Below are 23,222 nucleotides of genomic sequence, written 5' to 3'. Positions count from 1 at the left end.
GACGAGTGAAAAAGCGGCCGCCGCGCCTTTCTCTTTGGCCCCGCGACCTGCTATCAGGGCGTGATGACCGACAAAAAGCCAGAAAGACCCGCCCGCCGTAAGGACGGCGGCGACCAGCCGCCGCGTCGCCGCGTTCCGGCCAAGAAACCGGCAGCGGCCGAGCCCGACGCCGCCGCCAGCGCCTTCGAGGGCGAGCGCATCGCCAAGGTCATGGCGCGCGCCGGCGCCTGCTCGCGCCGCGACGCCGAGATCTGGGTCACGGAAGGGCGCGTTTCCGTCAACGGCCGCGTGCTGGACAGCCCCGCCTTCAATGTGCAGGAGGGCGACCGCATAGAGGTGGACGGCCAGCCGCTCGCCGAGCGCGAGCCGACGCGCTTGTTTTTGTTCCACAAGCCGGCCGGCCTCGTCACCAGCGCCAAGGACCCGGAAGGGCGCGAGACCGTCTTCGGCTTTCTCGAGGAGCGCTTTCCCGATCTGCCGCGCTTGGTGAGCGTCGGGCGGCTCGACATCAATACCGAAGGCCTGCTGCTGCTGACCAATGACGGCGGCCTCGCGCGCACGCTCGAGCTTCCGGCGACCGGCTGGACGCGCCGCTATCGCGTGCGCGCCCATGGCGAGATCGACCAGGCGCAACTCGATGAGTTGAAGAAGGGCGTCGCCGTCGACGATGTCGATTACGCGCCGATCGACGCCAAGCTCGATCGCGTCCAGGGCGCCAATGTCTGGATCAGCATGGCGCTGCGCGAGGGCAAGAATCGCGAGATCAAGCGCGTGCTCGAGCATTTGGGGCTCGACGTCAATCGGCTGATTCGCATCTCCTTCGGCCCCTTCCAGCTCGGCGAGCTGGAGGAGGGCGTCGTCGAGGAGGTGAAGCTGAAGACGTTGCGCGAGCAGCTCGGCAAGGGCTTGGCCGAGCTCGCCGGCGTCGATTTTTCGTCGTCCCGCCGCGACTCGGACGAGCCGCCGCATGTCGCCGCCGAGGAGGCGCGCCAGCGCGCCAAGACGCGCACGCGCAAGCATGTGACGACCTTGCGCGCAGAGCGCGAGGAGACGCGCGGCAAAGGCCCGCGCGCCCGCATCGAGCGCGCCGCGACCAGCGACCGCAAGGGTCGCGCCGTGCCGGTGGAGAAGATCGTGCCGGTGCGCCGCGCCGAGGAGCCGGCGACGACGCGCAACGCCCGCCGCTTCCGCGCCGAGAGGGCCGAGGGCGAGGCGGGTCCTGCGCGTTTTGCCGGCGAGCGCCGCCCGCCGCGCCGTGACGATGATGCGCGGGCCTCTGGCGGAGAGCGCAAGGAGCGATTCGAGCGGGGCGAGCGCGCGCCTCGGCGCGAGGGCGAAGGACGTCCGCCGCGTCGCGAGGGCGCTGCTGCGCGTCCGCGCGCTGGCGAGCGGACCGAGCGTTTCGATCGCGGCGAGCGTCGCGGTCCGAGCTTCGGCGCCGGCGATGGGCCGCGTCGTGAGCGTGCGCCTCGTCGCGAGGGCGAAGGTCGTCCGCCGCGGCGTGAGGGCGAGGGTCGCGCGCCACGGCGCGAAGGAATGCCGGCGCGCGCCGCATCGGGCGAGCGGACGGAGCGTTTTGATCGTGGCGAGCGTCGCGGTTCGAGCTTCGGCGCCGGCGATGGGCCGCGCGGTGAGCGCGCGCCGCGTCGTGAGGGCGAGGGGCGTCCGCCGCGTCGTGAGAGCGCGGAGCAGCGTCCGCGCGCTGGCGAGCGAACGGAGCGTTTCGATCGTGGCGAGCGTCGCGGTTCGAGTTTCGGCGCTAGCGATGGCCCGCGCCGTGAGCGCGCGCCGCGTCGCGAGGGCGAGGGGCGTCCTCCGCGTCGCGAGGGGGCGGAGCAGCGTCCGCGCACGGGCGAGCGGACCGAGCGTTTCGATCGTGCCGAGCGTCGCGGGTCGAGCTTTAGCGCCGGCGATGGGCCGCGCCGTGAGCGCGCGCCGCGTCGCGAGGGCGAGGGTCGTCCTCCGCGTCGCGAGGGGGCGGAGCAGCGTTCGCGCAGCGGCGAGCGGACGGAGCGTTTCGATCGTGGCGAGCGTCGCGGTTCGAGCTTCGGCGCTGGCGATGGGCCGCGCCGTGAGCGCGCGCCGCGTCGGGAGGGCGAGGAGCGTCCGCCGCGTCGCGAGGGAGCGGCCGCCCGTGCGCCCTCTGGCGAGCGTTTCGAGCGTGGCGAGCGCAAGAGTTTCGGCGCCGGCAAGACGTCCGGCGCCGGCAAGAGCTTCGGCGAACGCAAGAGCTTCGGCGCGGGCAAGAGCTTCGCGGGCAAGGGCGCCGGCAAGCGTTTCGACTCCGGCGACGCGCCGCGGGGCGAGCGCGCGCCGCGCAAGGAAGGCGAGGGTCGTCCGCCGCGTCGTGACGGGGATGCGCGTCCGCCGTCGGGCGAGCGTCGCGGTCCGCCGCGGAGCGGCGCGGGCAAGGAGCCGGGCAGAGCGGCTCCGGGCAGAGCGGCTCCTGGCAGAGGCGGCCCGGGCAAAGGGCCGGCGGGCAAAGGCCCCGGCAAGGGGCCGCGCAAGCCGGGCGGCGCGCCGCGCAAGCCGCGCTAGCCCATGCGCATCGTCGCCGGCAGCTTTCGCGGCCGCGTGCTGAAGACGCCGCAATCGCAGGCGATCCGTCCCACTTCGGATCGCCTGCGCGAATCCGTCTTCGACATTCTCGCCCATGCCTATGACGATCCCGTTCCGGGCGCGCGCGTCGTCGATCTCTTCGCCGGCACGGGCGCGCTCGGCCTCGAGGCCTTGTCGCGCGGCGCTGCGAAAATCCTCTTCATCGACGATGGCGCCGAGGCGCGCGCGCTGCTGCGCGCCAATGTCGAGGCGCTGGGCGCGGGCGGCGTGACGCGCGTCTTTCGGCGGGACGCGACCAAGCTCGGCCTCGCGCCGCCGGGCGAATTGTTCACGCTCGCTTTTCTCGATCCGCCCTATGGGCGCGATCTCGCCTCGCGCGCGCTGCGCTCGCTGATCGAAGGCGGCTGGCTCGCCGAGAGCGCGCTGATCGTCGTCGAGGAGGCGGCGGACGCGCCGTTATCGCTGCCGGAGGGCGTCGTCGAGAAAGAGCGTCGCCGCTATGGCGAGACGCAGATCGTCATCGCGCGATGCGTCAGAACGGATTCCAGGTCGCTTCCGGCGTGAATTTCAAATAACCGAGATTGAGGCCGAGGCGCGCGCCGAGCCCGGCGCGGATCGGCGCGACGACGACGCCGTCGGCCGACAGCTCGGTGAAGCCCAATCCGCCGACCAGATAGGCCGAACCGGCGACGCCGCCGAAGCGCGTGTAGATGGCGTCCACCGAGGGCAGATTATAGATCAGCATCATGGTGCGGTCGCCATCGGCGCCGGCGTCGAAGCCGAGCGAAGGCCCCTGCCAAAAGACGCGGCGCTGGCCGGCGTTGCGCGTGTACATCACCCCCTCGCCATAGCGCAGGCCGCCGACGAAGGCGCCCGAGCCCTCCTGGCCGAGCACATAGGCGTTGGGCCGTCCCCAGCGTCGCGCCAATTGCTCGACGCCCTGGGCGAGGTCGCGCGCTATGGCGCCGAAGAAGCGATGGCCGCTGCGGACCACCTCGTCGCCGGACATGGGCTCGGGTCTCGGCTCCGCCCGCACGTCATAGGCGGCGCGCGCCGGCGCCAGCGGCGACAGCGCGGCGGCCGTGGCGAGAGCCAGCATCTCTCTGCGCGTTGCGAGCGTCGCTTCTCTGCGCGTTGCGCGCGTCTCTCGGCGAGTTGAATCTGCGGCGCGCATGACGAAGCTTCCTCATTGGGCGTTTGCGAATCGATTTGCCGAAGTTTCGATGCGATCGTGTCGCGCCTGTGGCGCCGCGACGGCTCTTCTTCGCGAGAGGAAGAATCCCGCTGCGTTCTTAACAAAGTCTTGCGGCTGCGGGATCGCCGAAAGCAATGAACGGCCCGTTGCGATAGGCTTCGCCCGCCTTGCCGTAGAGAAGCGGGCGGCCCGTGGGATCGATGACGCCGCCGCCGGCCGCGCGCAGCACGGCGTCGCCGGCCGCCGTGTCCCATTCCATTGTCGGGCCGAAGCGCGGATAGAGATCGGCCGCGCCCTCCGCCAGAAGGCAAAATTTGATCGAGGAGCCGACGTCGCGCGTCGCGGCGACGCGATGCGTCTCCAGAAAGGCCGTGGTCGCCGCGTCGAGATGCGAGCGGCTGACCAGCGCCGTCGGCCCTTCGGCCGGTAGGGCGCGCACGCGCAACGGGCGCCAGGCCGCGCGCGGCGGCGCCGGCAGGCCGGGCGTAGCCTCGGCGCCGAAGGCCCGCGCTCCGGCGAGCCATAATCGCCGGAGCGCCGGAGCATAGACCGCGCCGGCGCGCGGCGCGCCCGCGACGATAAGGCCGATATTGACGGTGAACTCGCCGCTGCGCGCCAGAAACTCGCGCGTGCCGTCGAGCGGATCGACGAGCAGGAACGTCTCGGCGCGGGCGAAATCGGCGCCGGCGGCGGCGGCTTCCTCGGCGACGATGGGAAGGCCGGGCAGCAGCTCGGCGAGACGCGGCGTCAGAAAGGCCTCGATCCTCTCATCCGCCTCGCAGACCGGGCTCGCATCCTTCTTCGCGCGCGCGTCGATTGTCGGCGCGGCGAGAACATCCATCGCAATGGCGCCGGCGCGGGTCGCCAGATCGGCGAAAGCCGCCGCCAGCGCGTCGAAATCTTCGTCGCTCTCGAGCCGCACGCCTTTTAGAACTCCAAATCGCCGCGCCGCTCGACGAGAGCGGCCTCGTTCGTCTCTTCCGCGCGCAGATCGTCGACGCGTCCCGCGGGCGGTCCGCGTCGCGCGGTTTCAACCAGCGCTTGCAGCGCGCCCTGCGGCCCGGCGGCGACGATCTCCACCGCGCCATCGTCGCAATTACGCGCCCAGCCGGCGAGCGCGAGGCGCCCGGCCTCCCGCGCCACAAAGGCGCGAAAGCCGACGCCCTGCACGCGCCCGCGCACGATGATGCGGAACACGCGGCGCCTCTCGCTCATTGCGCCGCCTCCACGGCGATATTGTCGATGAGCCGCGTCGCGCCGAGCTTCGCCGCGACAAGCAGGCGGATCGGCCCCTCGTGACGGCGGGCGACGCGCGCCAGAGTCTGCGCGTGGCGCGCCTCGAGATAATCGATGAGGAAGCCTTTGGCGGCGATCTGCTCGCGCGCCTCCGCCATCACATGGCCGATCGGCTCGCCCGCGGCGATGCGCTGCGCGGCTTCGCTCAGCGCGCGATAGAGCGCCGGCGCGATGCGCCGCTCCTCGGCAGAGAGATAAATGTTGCGCGAGGACATTGCGAGGCCGTCCGCCTCGCGCAAAGTGGGCGCGCCGATGATCTCCGCGCGCAGATCGAGATCGCGCGCCAGGCGCTTTATCACCAGCAATTGCTGATAATCCTTTTCGCCGAAGACGGCGACGTCGCAATCGGCCTGGTTGAGCAGCTTGGCGACGATGAGCGCGACGCCGGCGAAATGCGTCGGCCGGAAATGATCCTCGAGATCGGCGACCGCCGGCCCGCCCACCGCGACCGTGGTGGAAAAGCCCGGCGGATACATTTCCTCCACCGCCGGGGCATAGCAGAGATCGGCCGCAACGCTCGCGAGCTTCTCGACATCGGCCGCGAGCGTGCGCGGATAGCGGCCGAAATCCTCGCCTGCGCCGAATTGCGTGGGATTGACGAAGACCGAGACCATCACGCGATCGGCGCGCCGGCGCGCCTCCTCCACCAGAGCGAGATGGCCCTTGTGCAGCGCGCCCATGGTGGGGACAAAGCCGACGCGCTCGCCGCGCGCGCGCCATTGCGCGACGCGCTCGCGCAGCTCGGCCAGCGTATGGACGGTGGGAACGGGAAAAGCGCTCATCTTCGGCTCATCCTCTGCTGCGCATTCGGCGCATGGCTCTCCAGAAAGGCGATATAGGCGCTCGGCAGGCCGAGCGCGCGCGCCGAGGCGACGATATTCTCGACATAGCCCGGCGCCGCCGGCCCCTCGCGCGTCGCGGTTCCGATATAGATGAGCGCCCGCGCCGAGCCCACCGGCGCGCGCAGCACCGGCTGCACCACCTTGCGGTAGAGCCGGCGGCCGACCTCCTCGTAACGGTCGAGCGCCGGCACATCCGCCACGGCGAGGTCATAGAGCAGGCCATGGACCTGCGCCCGCGCGTCCGGCACGACAGTGGCGTAGCCCGTCTCCAGAATGGTGAAACGATAGCGCGCCAGCCGGCCGAGGCCGAGCGGCCGCGAATGGGGACAGCGGACGGCCATTGTGGCGACGTCCATATTGGCGCCATAGGCGAAATAGAGAGGCATGTGGTCTTTCCGTGCGGCGGACGGACCTTAGCGCATAGCGCCGTCGCGAGCGAGGCGCCGCGGGCGGCCCTCGCGGAAAGAAAAAGAGCCCGGCCTGCGCCGGGCTCCCAACCGAGAGCGGCCCCTGGGAATTAACCGCCCTCATCGACTATTCTCAGCGTTGGATGCAGTTTTAGAAATGCGTCGAATCGACGCGAGGGCGAGAAGGGAAGACGGAATGGACGAGTTCGAAGGCGGCTTTCTGCGCAACACGGCGATCGGCCTCGTTCTGGCTCTGGCGGCGGCGATCGTCTATGTCTGGTTCCGCTAGGCGCGCGCGGCCGGTTGACGCGCGGTCATAGAGAAGCGATAGGCTTCGCCGCGAGTCCGGTCTGGCTCCGGGTTCGGAAGGGTGGCCGAGTGGTTTAAGGCAGCGGTCTTGAAAACCGCCGTGGGGGAAACTTCACCGTGGGTTCGAATCCCACCCCTTCCGCCAGAATCAACTACTTAGGTGAGTTGCGTGGCGCATGTGGCGCGAACGGAAGCACACTTCGGTATCACAAATCTCGGTACAGCTCTCTTGCGCCTATGTATTCGGGACCCTACCACTCCGTCGAAGGTCAATTGTTTGATCCACCTGCCCATCGAGGAGGGGCGACTGAGGCGGGGCTCGGAACCAACTTTTTTCGTTCGACGTTAAGCCTTAAGTTATTGGGTTGGGTGATCCGATTCGCGTCGGCGCTCGATCTGTCCTGGACGCGCGCGAAGGTGAACCTAGCCCGGGGAATGCAATGAACGACGATGAAAACCGCTGGTTCGATGATTATGTCGAGGAAAGCGATGATCTACAAATTGACGAGTATGATATCACTGCATCTCCAAGTGACTTCAATGTATCGACGTTGTTTAATTTCGTCGAGTCTGGTGCAGTACGAATCCCGGGGTTTCAGCGGAATTTTGTATGGGACAAAGCTAGATCATCGAAGTTAATTGAGTCATTGATCTTGGGGATCCCAGTTCCTCAGCTATTTTTGTACGAACAGACTCGCAATAGATTTTTAGTCATTGATGGGCAGCAGCGTCTAATGTCCATTTACTACTTTGTAAAGCGCAGGTTCCCAAAAAGGGACAAGCGCAGTGAATTGAGGACAATATTCGATTCTGAGGGGCGTATTCCCGACCATATTCTGCATAGCGACGAATTTTTTGAGGATTTTAATCTTAAGCTTAGCGAAAGGTTGCCAAATAGAATCAACAAGTTTAACAAACTAAACTACTCAACTCTGGGTGACTACAAAACTCAACTTGACTTGCGCCCGATTAGAAATATAGTTGTCAAGCAAAATTCGCCAGAAGGTGACGATTCTTCAATTTACGAAGTGTTTAACAGACTGAACACTGGAGGAATGAATCTTCGGCCACAGGAAATTAGGACGAGTATGTACCATTCCAGATTTTATGATATGTTATATAGGTTAAATCTTAATTCAAGATGGAGAGAATTTCTAAATACTCAAGTCCCTGACTTGCATATGAAGGACATCGAAATACTGCTTCGTGGGTTTGCTATGCTTATAAGCTACGAATCGTATGTGCCATCGATGGTGCGGTTCTTGAACAAATTTTCAAGGGACAGTGCTAAAAATAGTTCAGATGAAAATGGGTATCTGGAGGAGTTGTTTTGCTCGTTCCTAAACGCTTGCGTGGATTTGCCGCAGGATGCGTTTATTAATCTACGCTCAAACAGGTTTAACATCGCATTGTTTGAGGCGGTATTTACGGCCACATGTGCGGACGCTTACGCCGACCGTCGTCTCTTGGGCGGCCGCGTTTCGCCGGCAGAATTGAGTGCGCTGATTGGCGACAGCGAATTCGGCAGAGCCTCCTTGGAGGGGACTACGAAAAAGCTCAATGTGGATGTTCGCTTAAAGCGCGCTAGCGAATTGCTCAGTAAACTCTAGTAGCTATGAACATGTCTCAGTCTGCCGTTGACCGTATCTACACGGAATTTCGAGATGCTTCCACTGTTCTGAAAGAACGAGGAGAGGTGTCCCTCAGCAATGCTATTGATGAAAGCTCAAGAAAGGCTCTGCTTCTCGCTGCGGCAAGCTATTTTGAACTCCGAATCTCGGAAGATGTTCTTTTGTTCTGTCGGGAGATCGCGGGTACGAACACTCTCGTCCCAGCTCTCATAAAAAATAAAGCAGTTTCGCGACAATACCACACATGGTTCGATTGGGATGGTAATACAGCAACAAAATTCTATAGTCTTTTTGGGCCTGACTTCAAAAGTCATATGGAAGACATAATTAAGGGAAACTCCGAGATAGGTGAGGCTGTTAAGAATTTCATAGAAGTGGGGCGTGATAGAAATCGGCTCGTTCATCAAGATTTTGCGACGTTCTCGTTAGAGAAGACCGCCGATGAGATATATCGGCAATATAGGTCAGCTTTGACATTTGTTAATATAATACCAGTTGAGTTAAGAAAGTGCTCTAATATTGTTGGCATTAATGATGGTTTATAGCGTGACGGTTGCGAGGCTCCCTCAGCGCGCGTGGCTTCGGCAGTCCAATCCTCCTCCAGCCCGGCGCTCCCCTCCACTTGCCTTTGCTGGTGCAAGCTACCATTTTTTGGTATTACAGCGGCTATCAAAGCATCGGCGCACGCTGGAGGCGATCTTCGCCCGACCCGTTCCTTCGGACCTGCGATGGACGGATATCGAAAAAGCCTGCTCGTCGCGCTCGGGGCGGAGCGTTCGGAGGGACGCGGCTCTCGCGTTCGGTTCCTGCTCGGCGGAGCGGAGGCGGTCTTCCATCGCCCGCACCCGCAACCGCAGACCGACAAGGGCGCCGTCGCGGCGGTTCGCCGTTTCCTCGAGAGCGCGGGAGCAAAGCCATGATCCTGAAGCATGACGGCTATATCGCCGAGGTGAGCTATGAAGACGGCGACGCGCTCATGAATGGCGTCGTCGTCAATGCGCGCGCCACGCTTCACTTCGCCGGCCGTGACATAGACGAGCTGCGCAGCGCCTTCGCTGAGACGATCGCCGACTATCGCGACTGGTGCAAAGCGCGCGACGTCGAGCCTGAGAAGCCCTATTCCGGCACATTGTCGCTGCGCATTCCGCCGGAGCTTCACAAGCGCATCGCCGAGCAGGCGGCGAAGGCCGGCGAGAGCATCAATCAGTTCATCGCCGAACGGCTCGCGGAAGTGGCGTGAGCAGTCGCCTGCGCGGGCAATAGCCGCCCCCCACGCCGAAACGCCTGCGGCGGCTGCCCGTAAACGCGCAGAAACGCCCGTCGCATTCGTTCTGGATCGTGAAAGCCGCTGTCGCGCGCGATTTGCTCGATCGCGCCGGCGCCGCTCTCCAGCGCGCTCTTCGCTCTGTCGAGACGCAGGCGCTCGATCGCCTTGGCGGGCGTCGCTCCGGTGGCGCGGGAGAAAGCGCGTGCGAAATTGCGTGGGCTCATCGCGGCCTGCTCGGCAAGCTCCTCCACTGTGAGGCGCTGGCGCAGACGCTCGCTCGCCCAGCGCAGCAGCGTCGCGAATTTGTCTTGCCGGCTCTCCAATTCCAGCAGCGCGGAAAATTGCGATTGCCCGCCCGGGCGCCGATGATAGACGACGAGCTGCCGCGCCACGGCGCGCGCGATATCCTCGCCGAGATCGTCGTCGATCATCGCCAGCGCGAGATCGATCCCCGCGGTGATTCCGGCGGAGGTCCAGATCGGCCCGTCGCGCACGAAGATCAAATCCGGCTCCAGCCGAACCTTGGGAAAGCGTCGCTGAAAATCGCCGCTGCGGCTCCAATGCGTCGTCGCTCTGCGGCCGTCGAGAAGCCCTGCCGCCGCCAGCACATAGGCGCCCGAGCACACGCTCGCCACACGTCGCGCGCGCGTCGATGTTCGCGCGGCGAAAGCGAGAGTCGCTCTGTCCGTGGCGGCGGCGCGCGTGCCGAGGCCTCCGGCGATCAGCAGCGTGTCGCAACGTCGCGCCGCCGCGAAGCTCGCGGCCGCTATGGCGACGCCGGAAGAGGAGCGCACGAGGCCCGGCGCGGCGGCGATGGTCCGTATCGCATAGGCGTCGGGGACGATGCGCGCGGCAATCTCGAATGCGGCGATCGGACCCGCCGCATCGAGAATCTGAAAATCCTCGAAGATCAGCAGAGCGATGATCCGTGCGCTCATGGCCCTGTCTGGAAAAGTGGGAAAACCGTCATTTGAGACAGAGCCTAGCGGCGCTACTCTGCCTTCGTCAACAAGGGGGAGGCTCGCAATGTCGGACCAAAGCTTTCGCATCGTCTTCGCGATTTTTCCGCGTCTCACCCAGCTCGATTTCACCGGGCCTTTCGAGGTGCTGTCGCGGCTGACCGGCGCGGAGGTCGTCGTCGCCTCGCGCGAGGGCGGCGGCGTCGCTTCGGACACGGGACTCGAATTCGGCTCGACGCGCATGCTCGCCGGCGTGGAGCGCTGCGATCTCCTCTGCGTTCCCGGCGGCCCCGGCGTCGAGGCGGCGTCGGTCGATCGCGAATTTCTCGAGCAGATCGCGCGGCTCGCGGAAGGCGCGCGCTATGTGACCTCGGTCTGCAACGGCTCGCTGCTGCTCGGCGCCGCGGGCCTGCTGCGTGGCAAGCGCGCGGCCTGCCATTGGGCCTGGCGCGATCTTCTGCCATTGTTCGGTGCCGTTCCCGACGGCGCGCGCGTCGTGCGTGACGGCCGTGTCGTCACCGGCGGCGGCGTGACGGCGGGCATTGATTTCGCTTTGACGCTCGCAGCCGATATCGCTGGCGAGCAGGTCGCGCGCGCAATCCAATTGTCGATCGAATATGCGCCGGCGCCGCCTTTCGACAGCGGGCGTCCAGAGACGGCGGGCGCGGCGCTGGTCGAATTCGTATCGCCGCGTTTCGCCGAGCGAAAGGCGCGTTTCGCGGCTTTGCATGGCTGAGCGCGGCGCGGCTTTTCAAGGTGCGGCTTTCTGTGCTCTATCGAGCGCTCCTGTCGCCGCAATGGATGCGCCTATGACCGCCGCCGCCACGCCTGCGCATGTCGTCATCGACGGCTTTCTCGGCGCGGCGCGCGCAGGCGAGCTGATGCAATTCGCGCTGGAGCATGAGAGCGAATTTCACCAATCGCGTTTCTATACAGCCGAGCGCGAGGCGCGCGTCGATACGTCGGTGCGCGATTCTTCGCATCTTCTCGAGCTCGGCCCGCTGCGCGCGGCTTTCTCCGCATCTGTCGACGCCATCCTCGCGCAACTGACGCATGAGCTCGATGTCGGCTTGCCAGCCGAAACGAAAAAAGAGATGGAGATGGTGCGCTACGGCGACGGCGGCTTCTTCAAGCGCCACGCCGATGCGCCGCCGCGGCCGGATGGACACGACAGCGTGCGGGCGCTCACGCTCGTCTATTATTTTCACGCGCTGCCCAAGCGTTTCGAGGGCGGCGCGCTGCGGCTCTTTTCGCCGGACGGCTTTGCGGACATAGCGCCGGTCTATGATCGTCTCGTCGCTTTTCCGTCCGCCGCATTGCATGAGGTGCGGACGACGCGCTGCGCGAGCGCCTTTGCCGATGGGAGATTTTCGATCAATTGCTGGGTGAGGCGGGCGCGCGAAGGGCAATCCCCCTCGCCATCATGCTGAGGAGGTCGCGAAGCGACCGTCTCGAAGCACGAGGGCGATCTCCAGAAGGCGGCGCTGACGGTTTTCTCGTCCTTCGAGACGGCGGCTGCGCCGCCTCCTCAGGATGAGGAAACCTCAACCCGATTCTTCTCCAGGTCCGGCGCAGCTTTCGTTTTGGTCGGCTTGGAACAGGCAGAGCGCGAGATAGGCGGACGTCCCTATTCAAAGAAGTTCATTGTATGTTCTCGTACCCCCTCGCGCTCCCCCTCGCGAATCGCTAAAATCCCCTCCATGGCCAAATCCGATGATCTCTTCGGCGGCGCTCCGCGCAAGCCCGCCGCCGCCGCTCCCGCCGCGAAAGCGCCCAAGGCGCCGGCGGAATATGACGCCGCCTCTATCGAGGTGCTCGAGGGGCTGGAGCCGGTGCGGCGGCGGCCGGGCATGTATATCGGCGGCAAGGACGAGGCCGCCATGCATCACCTCTTCGCCGAGGTGCTGGACAATGCGATGGACGAGGCCGTCGCCGGCCACGCCAGCTTCATAGAGGTCACGCTCGAGCCGGAGGGCTGGCTCACCGTCGTGGATAATGGCCGCGGTTTTCCGATCGATCGACACCCGCGGTTTCCGGACAAGACCGGGCTCGAAGTCGCGATGACCATGCTGCACGCCGGCGGCAAATTCGATTCGGGGGCCTATCAAACCTCCGGCGGCCTGCATGGTGTCGGCGTGTCCGTAGTCAACGCCCTGTCGGAGAGGGTTGAGGTCGAGGTGGCCAGAGAGCAGCAGCTCTATCGTCAGGTCTTCTCGCGCGGCCTCGTCGCCAGCAAGTTTGAAAAGCTCGGCCGCATCGCCAATCGCCGCGGCACTAAGGTGCGCTTCAAGCCGGACGCGGAAATCTTCGGCCCGGCGACGCATTGGCGGCCGGCGCGGCTGTTCCGCATGGCGCGCTCCAAGGCCTATCTCTTCGGCGGCGTCGAGATTCGCTGGCATTGCGCTCCGGCGCTGATCGAGCCGGGCTCGGATGTGCCGGCCGAGGCCGTGCTGCGTTTCCCCGGCGGGTTGCGCGATTATCTCACGCGCGAGACCGAGGGCAAGGAGCTGGTCGCCGATCAGCCCTTCGTCGGCAAGGTGCAGCGCGAGGGCGGCCATGGCTCGCTCGAATGGGCCATCGCCTGGTTCTCCAATGAGGACGGTTTTTCCCACTCCTATTGCAACACGATTCCGACGCCGGACGGCGGCACGCATGAGGCGGGCTTTCGCCTCGCTCTGCTGCGCGGCTTGAAGGATCACGCCGAGCGCATCGGCCAGGCCAAGCGCGCCGCCAATGTGACGGCCGAGGACCTCATGGGCCAGTCGGCGGCGATGATCTCCGTCTTTATTCGCGAGCCGGAATTCCAGGGCCAGAACAAGACGCGGCTGATGAATGTCGAGGCTTCGCGCCTCGTCGAAGGGACGGTGCGCGACGCTTTCGACCATTGGCTCGCCGGCGCACCGTCGCAGGCGACCAAGCTCCTCGATTTCGCGGTGGAGCGCTCCGAGGAGCGGCTTCGCCGACGCGCCGAGAAGGAGCAGGCCAGGAAATCCCCGACGCGCAAATTGCGCCTGCCGGGCAAGCTCGCCGATTGCACCAATACGTCATCGCAAGGCTCGGAGATTTTCATCGTCGAGGGCGATTCCGCTGGCGGCTCCGCCAAGGCCGCGCGCGACCGCGCCAGCCAGGCCGTGCTGCCTCTGCGCGGCAAGATTCTCAATGTCGCCTCGGCGGGGCGCGAGAAGCTCGCCGCCAATCAGCAGCTCGCTGATCTGGTGCAGGCGCTCGGCTGTGGAATCGGCTCGCATTATCGCGACGAGGATTTGCGCTACGACAAGATCATCGTGATGACCGACGCCGATGTCGACGGCGCGCATATCGCGTCGTTGCTCATCACCTTTTTCTTTCGGCAAATGCCCAAGCTCATCGACGGCGGCCATCTCTATCTCGCCGTGCCGCCGCTCTACAAGCTGACGCAAGGCGCCAAGACCGTCTATGCGCGCGACGACGCCCATCGCGACGAGCTGGTGAAGAAAGTGCTGACCGGCAAGGGCAAGATCGAGACGAGCCGCTTCAAAGGCCTCGGCGAGATGATGCCGGCTCAGCTCAAGGAAACGACGATGGACGCCAAGAAGCGCACATTGCTCAAGGTCGTGATCGCCGGCGACGAGCGCGAGGAGACCGCCGATTGCGTCGAGCGGCTGATGGGCGCCAAGCCAGAGGCGCGTTTCGCCTTCATTCAGGAGCGCGCCGCTTTCGCCACGGAATTGGATGTGTGACGCGGGAACCGCGGGCCGGGCGGCGACGTTTACCGTTTCGTGAAATGGAGCGCATTGGCGACGAGTGATTTGGAAATGATTTTCTCGCCCGCCGGAGGCCATTGGGCTATGGTCCGCGCCACTCGAAGCGGGCGACGGGCGTCGAGAGGTCGAGCTTGACAGAGATCGACGGAAGAAGCGAGGCGTCCGCGCCGCAGCGGCGGGACGATCGCGACGAAGCTCTGGCGCTCGAGCGCATGCGCATGGCGCTCGACGCGAGCCTCACCGGAATTTGGGATTGGGATCTCGTCACCGGCGAGGTGCATCTCGATGCGCGCGTGCGTGCGCTCTGGGCGCTGCCGGACGATGCGCCGGGCAGCTTCGAGATTTTCCGCAATGCGATGCATAAGGACGACAAGCACAAGGACGATAAGGCGCAGACGCGCGAGGCCGTTCAGGCCGCGCTCGATCCCGGCGAGCTCGGCGATTATGAGGCGGAATATCGCGTCATCGGCCAGACCGACGGCGTCGAGCGCTGGATCGCGGTGCGCGGCCGCACTTTCTTCGAAGGCGGACGCGCCGCGCGCATCATCGGCACGGCGCGCGACATAACCGATCGCAAGCGGCGCGAGGATCATGTCCATGTGCTGCTGCGCGAGCTGGTGCATCGCTCCAAAAATCTTCTCGCCGTGGTGCAGGCCATGGCGCGGCAGACGGCGGCGGGCGCGCCTTCGCTCGCCGATTTCCAACGCAAATTCGCCGCGCGTCTGCAGGCGCTCTCCATGGCGCATGATCTTCTCGTGTCGCAGGACTGGCGCGGCGCATCCATGGTCGAGCTGGCGCGCGCGCAATTGTCCTATTGTCTCGACGTCGGCTGCGTCGAGGAGCAGACGCGCGCCGGCGGTCCCGATCTGATGCTGAAGCCGGAGGCCGCGCAGAACATCGGCCTCGCATTGCACGAGCTTTCGGTGAATGCGCTGACGCATGGCTCGCTGGCGCAGCCGGACGGGCGCATTGAGCTGCATTGGCGCCTCGAGGACGGGCGCTTTGTGGTGGAGTGGCGCGAGTTCGGCGGTCCGGTTGTTTCCGAGGCGCCGTCCGAAGGCTTCGGCCACAAGGTCATCAAGCGCCTCGTCGCGCAGGCGCTGGGCGGCGAGGCGACGATCGGCTTTCCGCCCGACGGCTTCGAATGGACGCTCGCCGTGCCGGCGGCGCAGGCGCTGGCGCAGTGAGGGCGTGCTCCCCTTCTCCCACTTGTGGGAGAAGGTGGCCTCGCGAAGCGAGGTCGGATGAGGGCCGCTGCGGGTTTGCTGCGCTCTGAATTGTAGATAATGCTGTGGCGGCGCGAGCCCTCATCCGACCCGACTTCGTCGGGCCACCTTCTCCCCCTGCGCGGGAGAAGGGAGCGCGAACCTTTGTTGTTTCGGGGCCTCAGCGCGTGAAATAAGTCTCGATGATGCGCTTGTAGATCGCCGTCAGCCCATCGACATCCGCGACGCACGCATGCTCGTCCACCGCATGGATCGACTCGTTGAGGAGGCCGAACTCCAGCACCGGGCAATCGCGCGTGATGAAGCGCGCATCCGAGGTTCCGCCGCTGGTCGAAAGGCCCGGACGGCGGCCCGTCATCTCCTCGATCGCGCCGGCGACCAGCGTGCTGAAATCGCCCGGCGCTGTGAGGAAGGGCAGAGAATTGCAGGGCAGGAACTCCACCTCCACTTTCGCGCCCCCCGCGGCCGTCTCGATCACGCGGCGGATTTCCGCCTGCAGCGTTTCCAGCGTCCACACATTGTTGAAGCGAATGTTGAAGCGCGCGCGCGCTTCGCCGGGGATGACATTGGCCGCCTGATTGCCGATGTCGATCGACGTCACCTCGAGATTGGAGCGGTCGAAATGCTCCGTTCCTTCGTCGAAGACATGAGTCGAAAGAGCGGTGACGATGCGCGCCACGGCGGGCGTGGGATTGTCGGCGCGATGCGGATGGGCGGAATGGCCCTGCTTGCCGCGCACGGTGAGGCGTCCGTTGAGCGAGCCGCGCCGGCCGATCTTGATCGTGTCGCCGAGCTCTTTGACATTGGTCGGCTCGCCCACGATGCAATGGTCGAAGACCTCGCCATGCGCTTTCGCCCAATCGAGCATCTTCACCGTGCCATTGACGGCGGGGCCTTCCTCGTCGCCGGTGATGAGGAAGGAGATGGCGCCCTTGGGAGCGCCATGCTCCTTCACATAATCGATTGCGGCGGCGGCGAAGGCGGCGATGCCGCCCTTCATATCGGAGGCGCCGCGGCCGAAAATCTTGCCGTCGGCGATCTCGCCGGAAAAGGGATCGAAGCGCCAGCGCTCGGGATTGCCGCTCGGCACCACATCCGTATGGCCGGCGAAGACGAGATGCGGCCGGCCCTCGCCGATCTTGGCGAAGAGATTGTCGATATCCGGCGTGCCTTCCTCTTTGAAGACGAGCCGATGCGTCGTGAAGCCCGCCTCTTTCAAGCGCTGCTCGAGCACGCCGAGCGCGCCGGCGTCGGCCGGGGTGACGGAGGGGCAGCGAAGGAGATCGCGGGTGATGGAAAGGGCGGGGGAGAGAGTCATGAGCGGAAGTTAGGGAAATGCGAGGGGCTCTGCAATATGAGCGAGCAGCGAATAATCGCTCCCGACCTCTCTGGCCTGAAACGTGCTTCCTCGCGGACACGGAGACAAATGTCCGAAAGGGAACAGGAAATGTCCGAAGAGACCGGGGGCTATTTCATCGATTGGGACGGCAAGATGCGGCCCATCGGCCAGCCCGGCAAAGGGCTGCGCTGCGAGGTGGATCTGAAGGCCAAATATGTGATGGTCTTCAACAAATACGGCGGACTCGACCATGAGTCGACCTGGTACGCCGATGAGGCCGCCGTCGCCAAGGCGGGCCTCAAGGTCGTGCACGCCGATCTCGATTCGCCGATCAAGATTTCCTCGATCGACTGATTTTTCGAGCTTTCCGCGGGGGCGGGAAGGGGGCACGGGGCGCCTGTGGCTGCGGGCGCCCCGATTTTTTTGTCCGATCCGGCGATCACGCGCCCTGCGGATGCGCCAGCGGCGGATGCTCGACATGGCGGGCGTGCAGCCGGAAGGCCAGGATCAGCTCCACAATGCCGAGCGCTATGGCGTAGATGCCGACCCACCAGGTGAGCACCACCGCGCCGATGACCGGCGTCAGCAGCAGGAACAGGCCGAACACCACGGCCAGCAGGCCGCCCAGCGCCAGCCACCAGCGGCCGTGATCCTCCTTCAGATCCAGCGCGGAGCCGAAGGTCAGCGCGCCGCCGACGACCTCGCCCGCGCCGAAAACGGCCACGAAGATGAGAGCGGTGATGCCCGGCCAGAAGGCCGCGAAGGCGCCGGCGGCGATCTTCACCAATCCGGCGAGGAAGAGAAACAGCCAAGCCTCGCCCTGCCGCGCGGCGCGCACGGCGGCGACGATCGTCGCTATGCCGTCCACGGCCGCGAAGATCGCGAAGACCAGCACCAGCGACAATATGGTCACGCCGGGCTGGAACACGGCGATGAGCCCGAAGATGATCGCCGCGAGGCCGCGCAGGCCGATAGCCCACCAATTATGGGCGAGAATAGCGTTCTTCGCCTCGAGCTTGTTCAGATCGAACGGGCTGCCGCGAAACGGATCGCCGGATACGCTGCTCGTGCTCATGCTTGGCTCCTCGGAATTTTCGAATGCCGCGAGGCGACGGCTCTCCGACGGGGGAGCCGGCCCCCGCATGACATTGGTCCGTTTCGCGTTTCGTCCAGGCCTCCGCCGGGCGACGTCGCGTTGCATCGTCGCAGTGGAATTGTTTTCTCGATCTTAACCAGTTCGCCACCGTTCCTGTCTAAGCTTCCGGTGCGGCCATTTTTCGATTTACGGGTGACGAACGCCTGAAAGGTCGTTGATCTTGAAGAATAGTCTCATCAGAAAACTACATTATTTGTTCAGCGTTCCGACCGACGACGTGGAGCTGATTCGCGCGCAGTTTCGTGCATTCGCGCGGCAGATCCCGCTTCTCTATTTCATCCTGGCGACCAATGCGCTCGCTGTGATGTTCACCTTCGCGAAATTCGGTCATCCTTGGCTGTCCGTCTATGCGCCGAGCGCGCTCTGCGGCCTCTGCCTTCTGCGTGGCGTCGCCTGGTGGCGGATCGGGCGCTCGCAAGTGCCGGACGACATCGCCATCCGCCACATGCAGCGCACCAATAGACTGGCTTTCTTCATCGCCGTGGCCTTCACCGCCTGGGGCCTGTCGCTCTACACCTATGGCGAGGGCGACGCCTATGCGAAGGCGCAGATCGTCTTCTTCCTGGCCTTGACGATGATCAGCTGCAACTTCTGCCTGATGCATCTTCGGTCGGCGGCGCTCAACGTGACCTTGGTCGGCGTCGCGCCTTTCAGCCTGTTCTTCTTCTTCGCCGATGATGGGCATTTTCGCGCGGCGGCGGTCAATCTGGCGCTCGCCGCCGTCGGCATGATCGCGATATTGATGATCTATTATCGCGATTTCGCGCATCTCGTGGCCTCGCGCCGCTCGCTGCTCGAGAAGCAGGCGGAGACGCAGCGGCTCAGCGACGAGAATTCGCGTCTCGCCAATATGGACGCTCTGAGCGGCCTGCCCAATCGCCGCGCGCTGATGACCAGGCTCGACCAGTGCAGCCGCGGCGCCGGCGCGCCGCCGACCGCCGTCGTCTATATCGATCTCGACGGCTTCAAGGACGTCAACGACACTTACGGACATTCGACCGGCGATCGGCTGATCGACATAGTGGCCAAAGAGCTCCTCCGCGTTCTGCCCGAGGGCGCGATGCTGGCGCGCGTCGGCGGCGACGAGTTCGCGGCGGTGGTCTCGGCCGCGGACGCCGAGCGCGCGGCGCGCGCCTTCGCCAGCGGCGCGCTCACGGTTCTCGCGCGGCCGATCCGCATCGGAGATCGCGCGGTGCAGATCGGCGCGAGCGTCGGCGTCTGCTGCACGGAGGCGGACGGCTGCGACGCGCAGGAGCTGTTCCGCCGCGCTGATATCGCTATGTATCACGTCAAGGCCAATGGCAAATCGGGCATGAGGATATACACGCCCGATCTCGATCTCGAGCGCCAGCGCCAGCAGGACATAGAGGATCAGCTGCGCCGCGCCCTCCGCGCCGACGAGCTCGATGTGGTCTATCAGCCCATCGTCGGCGCGGCGGAAAATCGCGTCGTCGCCGTCGAGGCGCTGGTGCGCTGGCCGCGGCGGCCGGAGGGCGAGCTCACGCCCGATCAATTCGTGCCGGTCGCCGAACGCAGCGGGCTCATCAATCAGCTCGGCCTCTTCGTGCTGCGCCGGGCCTGCGAGGATTTTCTCGATGTCGAGGCGATCAAGGTCGCCGTCAATGTCTCGCCCGCCCAGTTCCGCGATCCTGATTTCGAGCGCGCGGTGATGCGGACATTGCTGGAGACCGGCTTTTCCTCCGCGCGTCTCGAGCTCGAGGTCACGGAGGGCTATCTGATCGACCATCCGCAGCGGGCGGCGGCGGTGATCGCCTTTTTGAAGACGCTGGGCGTCGCCGTGGCGCTGGATGATTTCGGCGCCGGCTACACCAGCATCGCCTATCTGCGGAAATATGGCTTCGACCGTATCAAGCTGGACAAATCGCTCGTCGATCGGGTGACGATCGAGAAATCGACCGGCGTGCTCGTCGCCGGCGCCATTCACATGGCCAATGCGCTCGACATGGCCGTGACCGCCGAGGGCGTGGAGACAGAGGAGCAGGCTTACGTGCTCGGCCTAGCCGGCTGCCAGCGCCTGCAGGGCTTTCTGTTCGGCCGGCCGATGCCGCTCGGCGCTTTTCTCGCAATGGCCGCCGACGCGTCGGCGCCGACGGCGGCCTCCGCCGCGTGACCGAACAAAGCGACAGAGAGTCACCGGCCGCGCTGATCCCAGGAGCCGCCCATCGTTTTCACGAGATGAATATAGTCGAAAAGGTCGCTGAGCATGAAATGGCGGTTCTCGATCGTCTTCATATGGGCGACTGTGTGAGGGTCGCCGGCGAGATAGCGGGAGGCGGTCGTTCGAAATTGCTCGGGCAGGCTGAGGTTGAAAGAGGAAGGCTGCGTGAGCATGCGGCAGATCTGGTCGAAAAGCAGCCGGAAGCGCTCGTCCTCCGGGTCCATGTAGACGTCCCCGAAATCCTCCTTGTAGCGGCCGAAAAGAGCGAGATAATCGTCGCTGTCGGGCTTTTGCTGCATTGGGCTCCTCCCTGCCGGCTCGAAACCCAGCTTGCATGAAAGAACGGCGCCACCGCCGCGCCATTTGAGCCCGGCCCCGCAAATCCGTTATAGAGAAGGGGCCGCGCCGCCGCGGCTTTTCCCGAGGCGTTCCTGATCGTGACCTTTGGCGCTGCTCCCTCCCTCACTTCCGCTTTCACGCCCTTCGACGCCGGCGCGGAGGTCGTCGCCGCCGCCTTTCTCGGGGAGACGCCCGTGCTGGCGCTGGCCGATGGACGGCTCGCCTTTCCGAATGGGGACGAGATTCGCCATGTCGTCGCCCATGCGGACGGCGCCATATTGGCGGCGGCCATCGACGGGCGGCGGCTGATCACCGGCGGCGACGACGGCCTCGTCGTCGCGTCCGACAACGCCGGCGGCCGCGAGATCATCGCCGATGAGAAGGGCAAATGGATCGACGCCGTCGCCGCCCGCTTCGAGGGGACGCTCGCCTGGTCCGTCGGCCGCGAGCTGCGCGCGCGCACGCCAAAGGGCGAGGTCAAGACGCTGCCGCTGCCGTCGAGCTCGCGCGGAATCGCCTTTTTTCCCAAGGGCTATCGGCTCGCCATCGCTCATTACAACGGCGTCTCGCTGTGGTTCCCCAATGCGGGCGCGCCGGAGTTTCTGGAGTGGAAGGGCTCGCATATCGACGCGACGGTCTCGCCGGACGGCAAATTCGTGCTCACCACCATGCAGGAGAACATGCTGCACGGTTGGCGCGTTTCCGACGGCAAGAATATGCGCATGGCCGGCTATCCGGCGAAGACGCGCTCGCTCTCCTGGTCGCATGACGGCAAATGGCTCGCCACTTCCGGCGCCGACGCCTGCGTCGTCTGGCCCTTCCAAACCAAGGACGGGCCGATGGGCGAGCCGCCGCGCGAATGTGGCGTGCGGCCGGAGGTGAAGGTGACGCGCGTCGCCTTCCACCCGAGCGCGCTCGCCGTGGCGATCGGCTATGAGGATGGAATGGTAATGCTCTGCCGCCTCACCGACGCCTCCGAGTTGCTGGTGCGCGCGCCGGACCGAGGCGAGCCGGCGCGCATTTCGGCTCTGAGCTGGGACGCCAAGGGAACGCGGCTCCTCGTCGGCGCCGAGAATGGCGCGGCCGGCGTGCTGACGCTGCCGAAAAAATAAGACAAAGAGCGGGAGGCGAGATGGCCGCCCAAATTCCCAAGGTTCTGTCGATCGCCGGTTCCGATCCGAGCGGCGGCGCCGGCGTGCAGGGCGATCTCAAGACATTTTCGGCGCTGCGCTGCTATGGCATGGCGGCGATCACGGCGCTGACCGCGCAGAACACGCGCGGCGTCAGCCTCGTCCATGCGGTTCCGGCTCCGGTTGTCGCCGCGCAGATCGACGCGATCTTCGCCGATATCGAAGTGGATGCGGTCAAGATCGGCATGCTGGCCGAGCCCGCCATAGCGCAGGCGGCGGCGGACTCCCTCGCTCGCGCCGGCGCGCGGCGCATCGTTCTCGATCCCGTGCTGGTCGCGACGAGCGGGGATTCCCTCTCCTCCGCCGGGCTGGTCGAGGCCGTGATCGCGCGGCTCTTTCCGCTCGCGGCTCTGGTCACGCCCAATCTGCCGGAGGCGGCCGCCCTGCTCGGCGCGCCAGAGGCCGCCACGCCGCGGGAGATGGTGGAGCAGGGAAGGGCGCTGGCGGCGCGCGGCGCCCGGGCCGTGCTGATGAAGGGCGGGCATCTTTCGGGCGAGCCGCTCGATATTCTCGTCGAGGGCGAGGATGTTCACGAGTTCCACGGGGCGCGCGTGGCGACGCGGAATCTGCACGGCACGGGCTGCGCGCTCTCCTCCGCCATAGCGGCGCATCTGGCGCATGGCGCCGAGCTGGTCCCGGCGATTCGCTCGGCCAAGGATTTTCTGACAGAGGCGCTCGGCGCTGCCGACACGCTCGCGCTCGGCGCGGGGCGCGGGCCGCCCCACCTTCTCCAGTCTTTATGGAGAGGGTAGAGTGTTTTCGAGCGAAGTGGGAACCGGTTCGCGTGAAGAAAACACGATCAAACAAAGAGATATAGAGTCGTTTCGGTTCGAACCGAAACGACTCTGACTCAGCGCAGGATTTGCGCCGATCGCCGTCCCCTACCGCGCAGCGAGGCGATGCTGGTGCGATCGAGGATCAGCGCCATGGCGTCGCGCACATCCAGCATCAGATCGCGAATCGCGCAGGCGTCCTCGTCCGGGCAGTCGTTGCAGCGCTGATAGGCGGTGCGGCTGGCGCAGGCGATGGGCGCGAGCGGCCCGTCGAGAATGCGGATGATCTGGCCGACGGTGATCTTGTCGGCCGGACGGGCGAGATTATAGCCGCCGCCCTTGCCCTTCTTGCTGTTGAGAATGCCGGCGTTGCGCAATTCCAGCAGAATCGCGTCGAGAAACTTGCGCGGGATGTTGTTCTGCGCCGCCATGTCGCCGGCGAGGCACTGGCCTTCGGCGCCGGCGAGATGGATCAGCGCCTTGAGCCCGTATTTCGCTTTGTTGGACAGCATCGGTTCGCAATCTCTCCCGTCCGCGCGCCGCAGTGAGCGCGAGCCTCGCCTCCGGCAAGTCGGCAAACCCCATGGGCTGTCTCGCGATCTGCGCCTCGAGCGAGGCGATTTCGCGATGGCGAAACGCGAGGGGAGCGCGCCGAAACCCATGACGGCGAAGCGGATAGAATAGATATATCGACTATCACGCAAGAAGGAAAACGCCAGCATCGAATCCGCCGCCGGGCGGAAAAATTCTGCCGCTGAAAGGGCTCCGTCGCCTGCGCGCGCGCATTGCGCGGCGAGCGGATCACTAATTCA

The 23,222-nt window shown here is 65.3% G+C and carries 24 protein-coding genes and 1 tRNA gene; 15 read left to right on the top strand and 10 right to left on the bottom strand.

The genetic code is table 11. The features are described 5' to 3' along the window. The first annotated feature begins 63 nt into the window (after positions 1–63). Complete coding sequence (locus A1351_RS25480) at positions 64–2,538, top strand: pseudouridine synthase (RefSeq protein WP_064033587.1); 2,475 nt, start codon at positions 64–66, stop codon at positions 2,536–2,538. Positions 2,539–2,541: 3 nt separating this feature from the next. Then, complete coding sequence (gene rsmD / locus A1351_RS17470; RefSeq protein ID WP_024880915.1) at positions 2,542–3,123, top strand: 16S rRNA (guanine(966)-N(2))-methyltransferase RsmD; 582 nt, start codon at positions 2,542–2,544, stop codon at positions 3,121–3,123. On the opposite strand, the gene A1351_RS17465 is transcribed toward rsmD, so the two are convergent. The 5 genes from A1351_RS17465 to A1351_RS17445 form a co-directional block, all read right to left on the bottom strand. Continuing rightward, the gene (locus tag A1351_RS17465; RefSeq protein WP_024880914.1) at positions 3,092–3,658 is read right to left on the bottom strand and encodes a DUF1134 domain-containing protein; all 567 of its coding nucleotides are present in this window, start codon (positions 3,656–3,658) and stop codon (positions 3,092–3,094) included. The genes rsmD and A1351_RS17465 overlap by 32 nt on opposite strands. Positions 3,659–3,851: 193 nt before the next feature. Beyond that, on the bottom strand, positions 3,852–4,676 hold the full coding sequence (gene cysQ / locus A1351_RS17460) for a 3'(2'),5'-bisphosphate nucleotidase CysQ (RefSeq protein WP_064033586.1): 825 nt from the start codon (positions 4,674–4,676) through the stop codon (positions 3,852–3,854). A gap of 5 nt (positions 4,677–4,681) precedes the next feature. Beyond that, positions 4,682–4,969, bottom strand: a complete 288-nt coding sequence (locus A1351_RS17455; protein WP_064033585.1) for an acylphosphatase — start codon at positions 4,967–4,969, stop codon at positions 4,682–4,684. Further along, positions 4,966–5,832 carry a pantoate--beta-alanine ligase gene (gene panC, locus A1351_RS17450; RefSeq protein ID WP_064033584.1) on the bottom strand — a complete coding sequence of 289 codons (867 nt, stop codon included), beginning with the start codon at positions 5,830–5,832 and terminating at the stop codon, positions 4,966–4,968. Before panC ends, A1351_RS17455 begins: the two co-directional genes overlap by 4 nt. Further along, a complete protein-coding gene (locus A1351_RS17445; RefSeq protein WP_064033583.1) occupies positions 5,829–6,278 on the bottom strand; it encodes a gamma-glutamylcyclotransferase family protein in 450 nt (149 codons plus the stop codon). The genes panC and A1351_RS17445 overlap by 4 nt, the downstream gene beginning before the upstream one ends. Before the next feature lie 385 nt (positions 6,279–6,663). Here A1351_RS17445 and A1351_RS17440 point away from each other — a divergent pair. The 5 genes from A1351_RS17440 (at position 6,664) to A1351_RS17425 (ending at position 9,479) form a co-directional block, all read left to right on the top strand. Continuing rightward, positions 6,664–6,753, top strand: a tRNA-Ser gene (locus A1351_RS17440). A 295-nt stretch (positions 6,754–7,048) separates the two neighbouring features. Next, entirely contained in the window at positions 7,049–8,218 is a 1,170-nt protein-coding gene (locus A1351_RS17435) for a DUF262 domain-containing protein (protein ID WP_064033582.1), read from the top strand. A gap of 11 nt (positions 8,219–8,229) precedes the next feature. Then, the gene (locus A1351_RS24120) at positions 8,230–8,784 is read left to right on the top strand and encodes a HEPN domain-containing protein (protein ID WP_083967404.1); all 555 of its coding nucleotides are present in this window, start codon (positions 8,230–8,232) and stop codon (positions 8,782–8,784) included. A 183-nt stretch (positions 8,785–8,967) separates the two neighbouring features. Then, entirely contained in the window at positions 8,968–9,159 is a 192-nt protein-coding gene (locus tag A1351_RS17430; RefSeq protein WP_371441507.1) for a type II toxin-antitoxin system HicA family toxin, read from the top strand. Next, on the top strand, positions 9,156–9,479 hold the full coding sequence (locus tag A1351_RS17425; RefSeq protein WP_051949329.1) for a type II toxin-antitoxin system HicB family antitoxin: 324 nt from the start codon (positions 9,156–9,158) through the stop codon (positions 9,477–9,479). The genes A1351_RS17430 and A1351_RS17425 overlap by 4 nt, the downstream gene beginning before the upstream one ends. On the opposite strand, the gene A1351_RS17420 is transcribed toward A1351_RS17425, so the two are convergent. Continuing rightward, on the bottom strand, positions 9,443–10,432 hold the full coding sequence (locus A1351_RS17420) for a GlxA family transcriptional regulator (protein WP_064033611.1): 990 nt from the start codon (positions 10,430–10,432) through the stop codon (positions 9,443–9,445). The genes A1351_RS17425 and A1351_RS17420 overlap by 37 nt on opposite strands. A gap of 100 nt (positions 10,433–10,532) precedes the next feature. On the opposite strand from A1351_RS17420, the gene A1351_RS17415 reads away from it, so the two are divergent. The 4 genes from A1351_RS17415 (at position 10,533) to A1351_RS17400 (ending at position 15,395) form a co-directional block, all read left to right on the top strand. Beyond that, positions 10,533–11,201: a DJ-1/PfpI family protein gene (locus tag A1351_RS17415; RefSeq protein WP_064033581.1), complete on the top strand. Its 669-nt coding sequence runs from the start codon at positions 10,533–10,535 to the stop codon at positions 11,199–11,201. Between the two features lie 73 nt (positions 11,202–11,274). Beyond that, complete coding sequence (locus tag A1351_RS17410; RefSeq protein ID WP_198162449.1) at positions 11,275–11,895, top strand: 2OG-Fe(II) oxygenase; 621 nt, start codon at positions 11,275–11,277, stop codon at positions 11,893–11,895. A 270-nt stretch (positions 11,896–12,165) separates the two neighbouring features. Continuing rightward, a complete protein-coding gene (parE, locus tag A1351_RS17405) occupies positions 12,166–14,184 on the top strand; it encodes a DNA topoisomerase IV subunit B (RefSeq protein WP_026599264.1) in 2,019 nt (672 codons plus the stop codon). Between the two features lie 155 nt (positions 14,185–14,339). Next, positions 14,340–15,395: a sensor histidine kinase gene (locus tag A1351_RS17400; RefSeq protein ID WP_064033579.1), complete on the top strand. Its 1,056-nt coding sequence runs from the start codon at positions 14,340–14,342 to the stop codon at positions 15,393–15,395. A 199-nt stretch (positions 15,396–15,594) separates the two neighbouring features. Here A1351_RS17400 and dapE read toward each other — a convergent pair whose 3' ends face one another. Next, a complete protein-coding gene (dapE, locus tag A1351_RS17395; RefSeq protein ID WP_024880892.1) occupies positions 15,595–16,752 on the bottom strand; it encodes a succinyl-diaminopimelate desuccinylase in 1,158 nt (385 codons plus the stop codon). 129 nt (positions 16,753–16,881) lie between these two features. On the opposite strand from dapE, the gene A1351_RS17390 reads away from it, so the two are divergent. Then, complete coding sequence (locus tag A1351_RS17390; protein WP_018266465.1) at positions 16,882–17,127, top strand: hypothetical protein; 246 nt, start codon at positions 16,882–16,884, stop codon at positions 17,125–17,127. 85 nt (positions 17,128–17,212) lie between these two features. Here A1351_RS17390 and A1351_RS17385 read toward each other — a convergent pair whose 3' ends face one another. After that, positions 17,213–17,848, bottom strand: coding sequence for an HdeD family acid-resistance protein (locus A1351_RS17385; RefSeq protein ID WP_024880891.1), 636 nt, complete (start codon positions 17,846–17,848; stop codon positions 17,213–17,215). 241 nt (positions 17,849–18,089) lie between these two features. Here A1351_RS17385 and A1351_RS17380 point away from each other — a divergent pair, with 241 nt between their 5' ends. Then, entirely contained in the window at positions 18,090–20,060 is a 1,971-nt protein-coding gene (locus A1351_RS17380; RefSeq protein ID WP_157096364.1) for a bifunctional diguanylate cyclase/phosphodiesterase, read from the top strand. Between the two features lie 20 nt (positions 20,061–20,080). Here A1351_RS17380 and A1351_RS17375 read toward each other — a convergent pair whose 3' ends face one another. Continuing rightward, on the bottom strand, positions 20,081–20,407 hold the full coding sequence (locus A1351_RS17375; RefSeq protein ID WP_026599262.1) for a hypothetical protein: 327 nt from the start codon (positions 20,405–20,407) through the stop codon (positions 20,081–20,083). Between the two features lie 138 nt (positions 20,408–20,545). On the opposite strand from A1351_RS17375, the gene A1351_RS17370 reads away from it, so the two are divergent. Together A1351_RS17370 and thiD are read left to right on the top strand one after the other, a co-directional pair. Further along, the gene (locus A1351_RS17370; RefSeq protein WP_064033578.1) at positions 20,546–21,559 is read left to right on the top strand and encodes a WD40 repeat domain-containing protein; all 1,014 of its coding nucleotides are present in this window, start codon (positions 20,546–20,548) and stop codon (positions 21,557–21,559) included. A 20-nt stretch (positions 21,560–21,579) separates the two neighbouring features. Continuing rightward, complete coding sequence (gene thiD / locus A1351_RS17365; protein WP_064033577.1) at positions 21,580–22,389, top strand: bifunctional hydroxymethylpyrimidine kinase/phosphomethylpyrimidine kinase; 810 nt, start codon at positions 21,580–21,582, stop codon at positions 22,387–22,389. Between the two features lie 98 nt (positions 22,390–22,487). On the opposite strand, the gene A1351_RS17360 is transcribed toward thiD, so the two are convergent. After that, positions 22,488–22,922, bottom strand: a complete 435-nt coding sequence (locus tag A1351_RS17360) for an Rrf2 family transcriptional regulator (protein WP_024880886.1) — start codon at positions 22,920–22,922, stop codon at positions 22,488–22,490. Between the last annotated feature and the right edge of the window lie 300 nt (positions 22,923–23,222).

The sequence above is a fragment of the Methylosinus sp. R-45379 genome (assembly GCF_001644125.1).
In the GTDB taxonomy this organism is placed as follows: domain Bacteria; phylum Pseudomonadota; class Alphaproteobacteria; order Rhizobiales; family Beijerinckiaceae; genus Methylosinus.
This window is presented reverse-complemented; position numbering and strand designations above follow the sequence as displayed.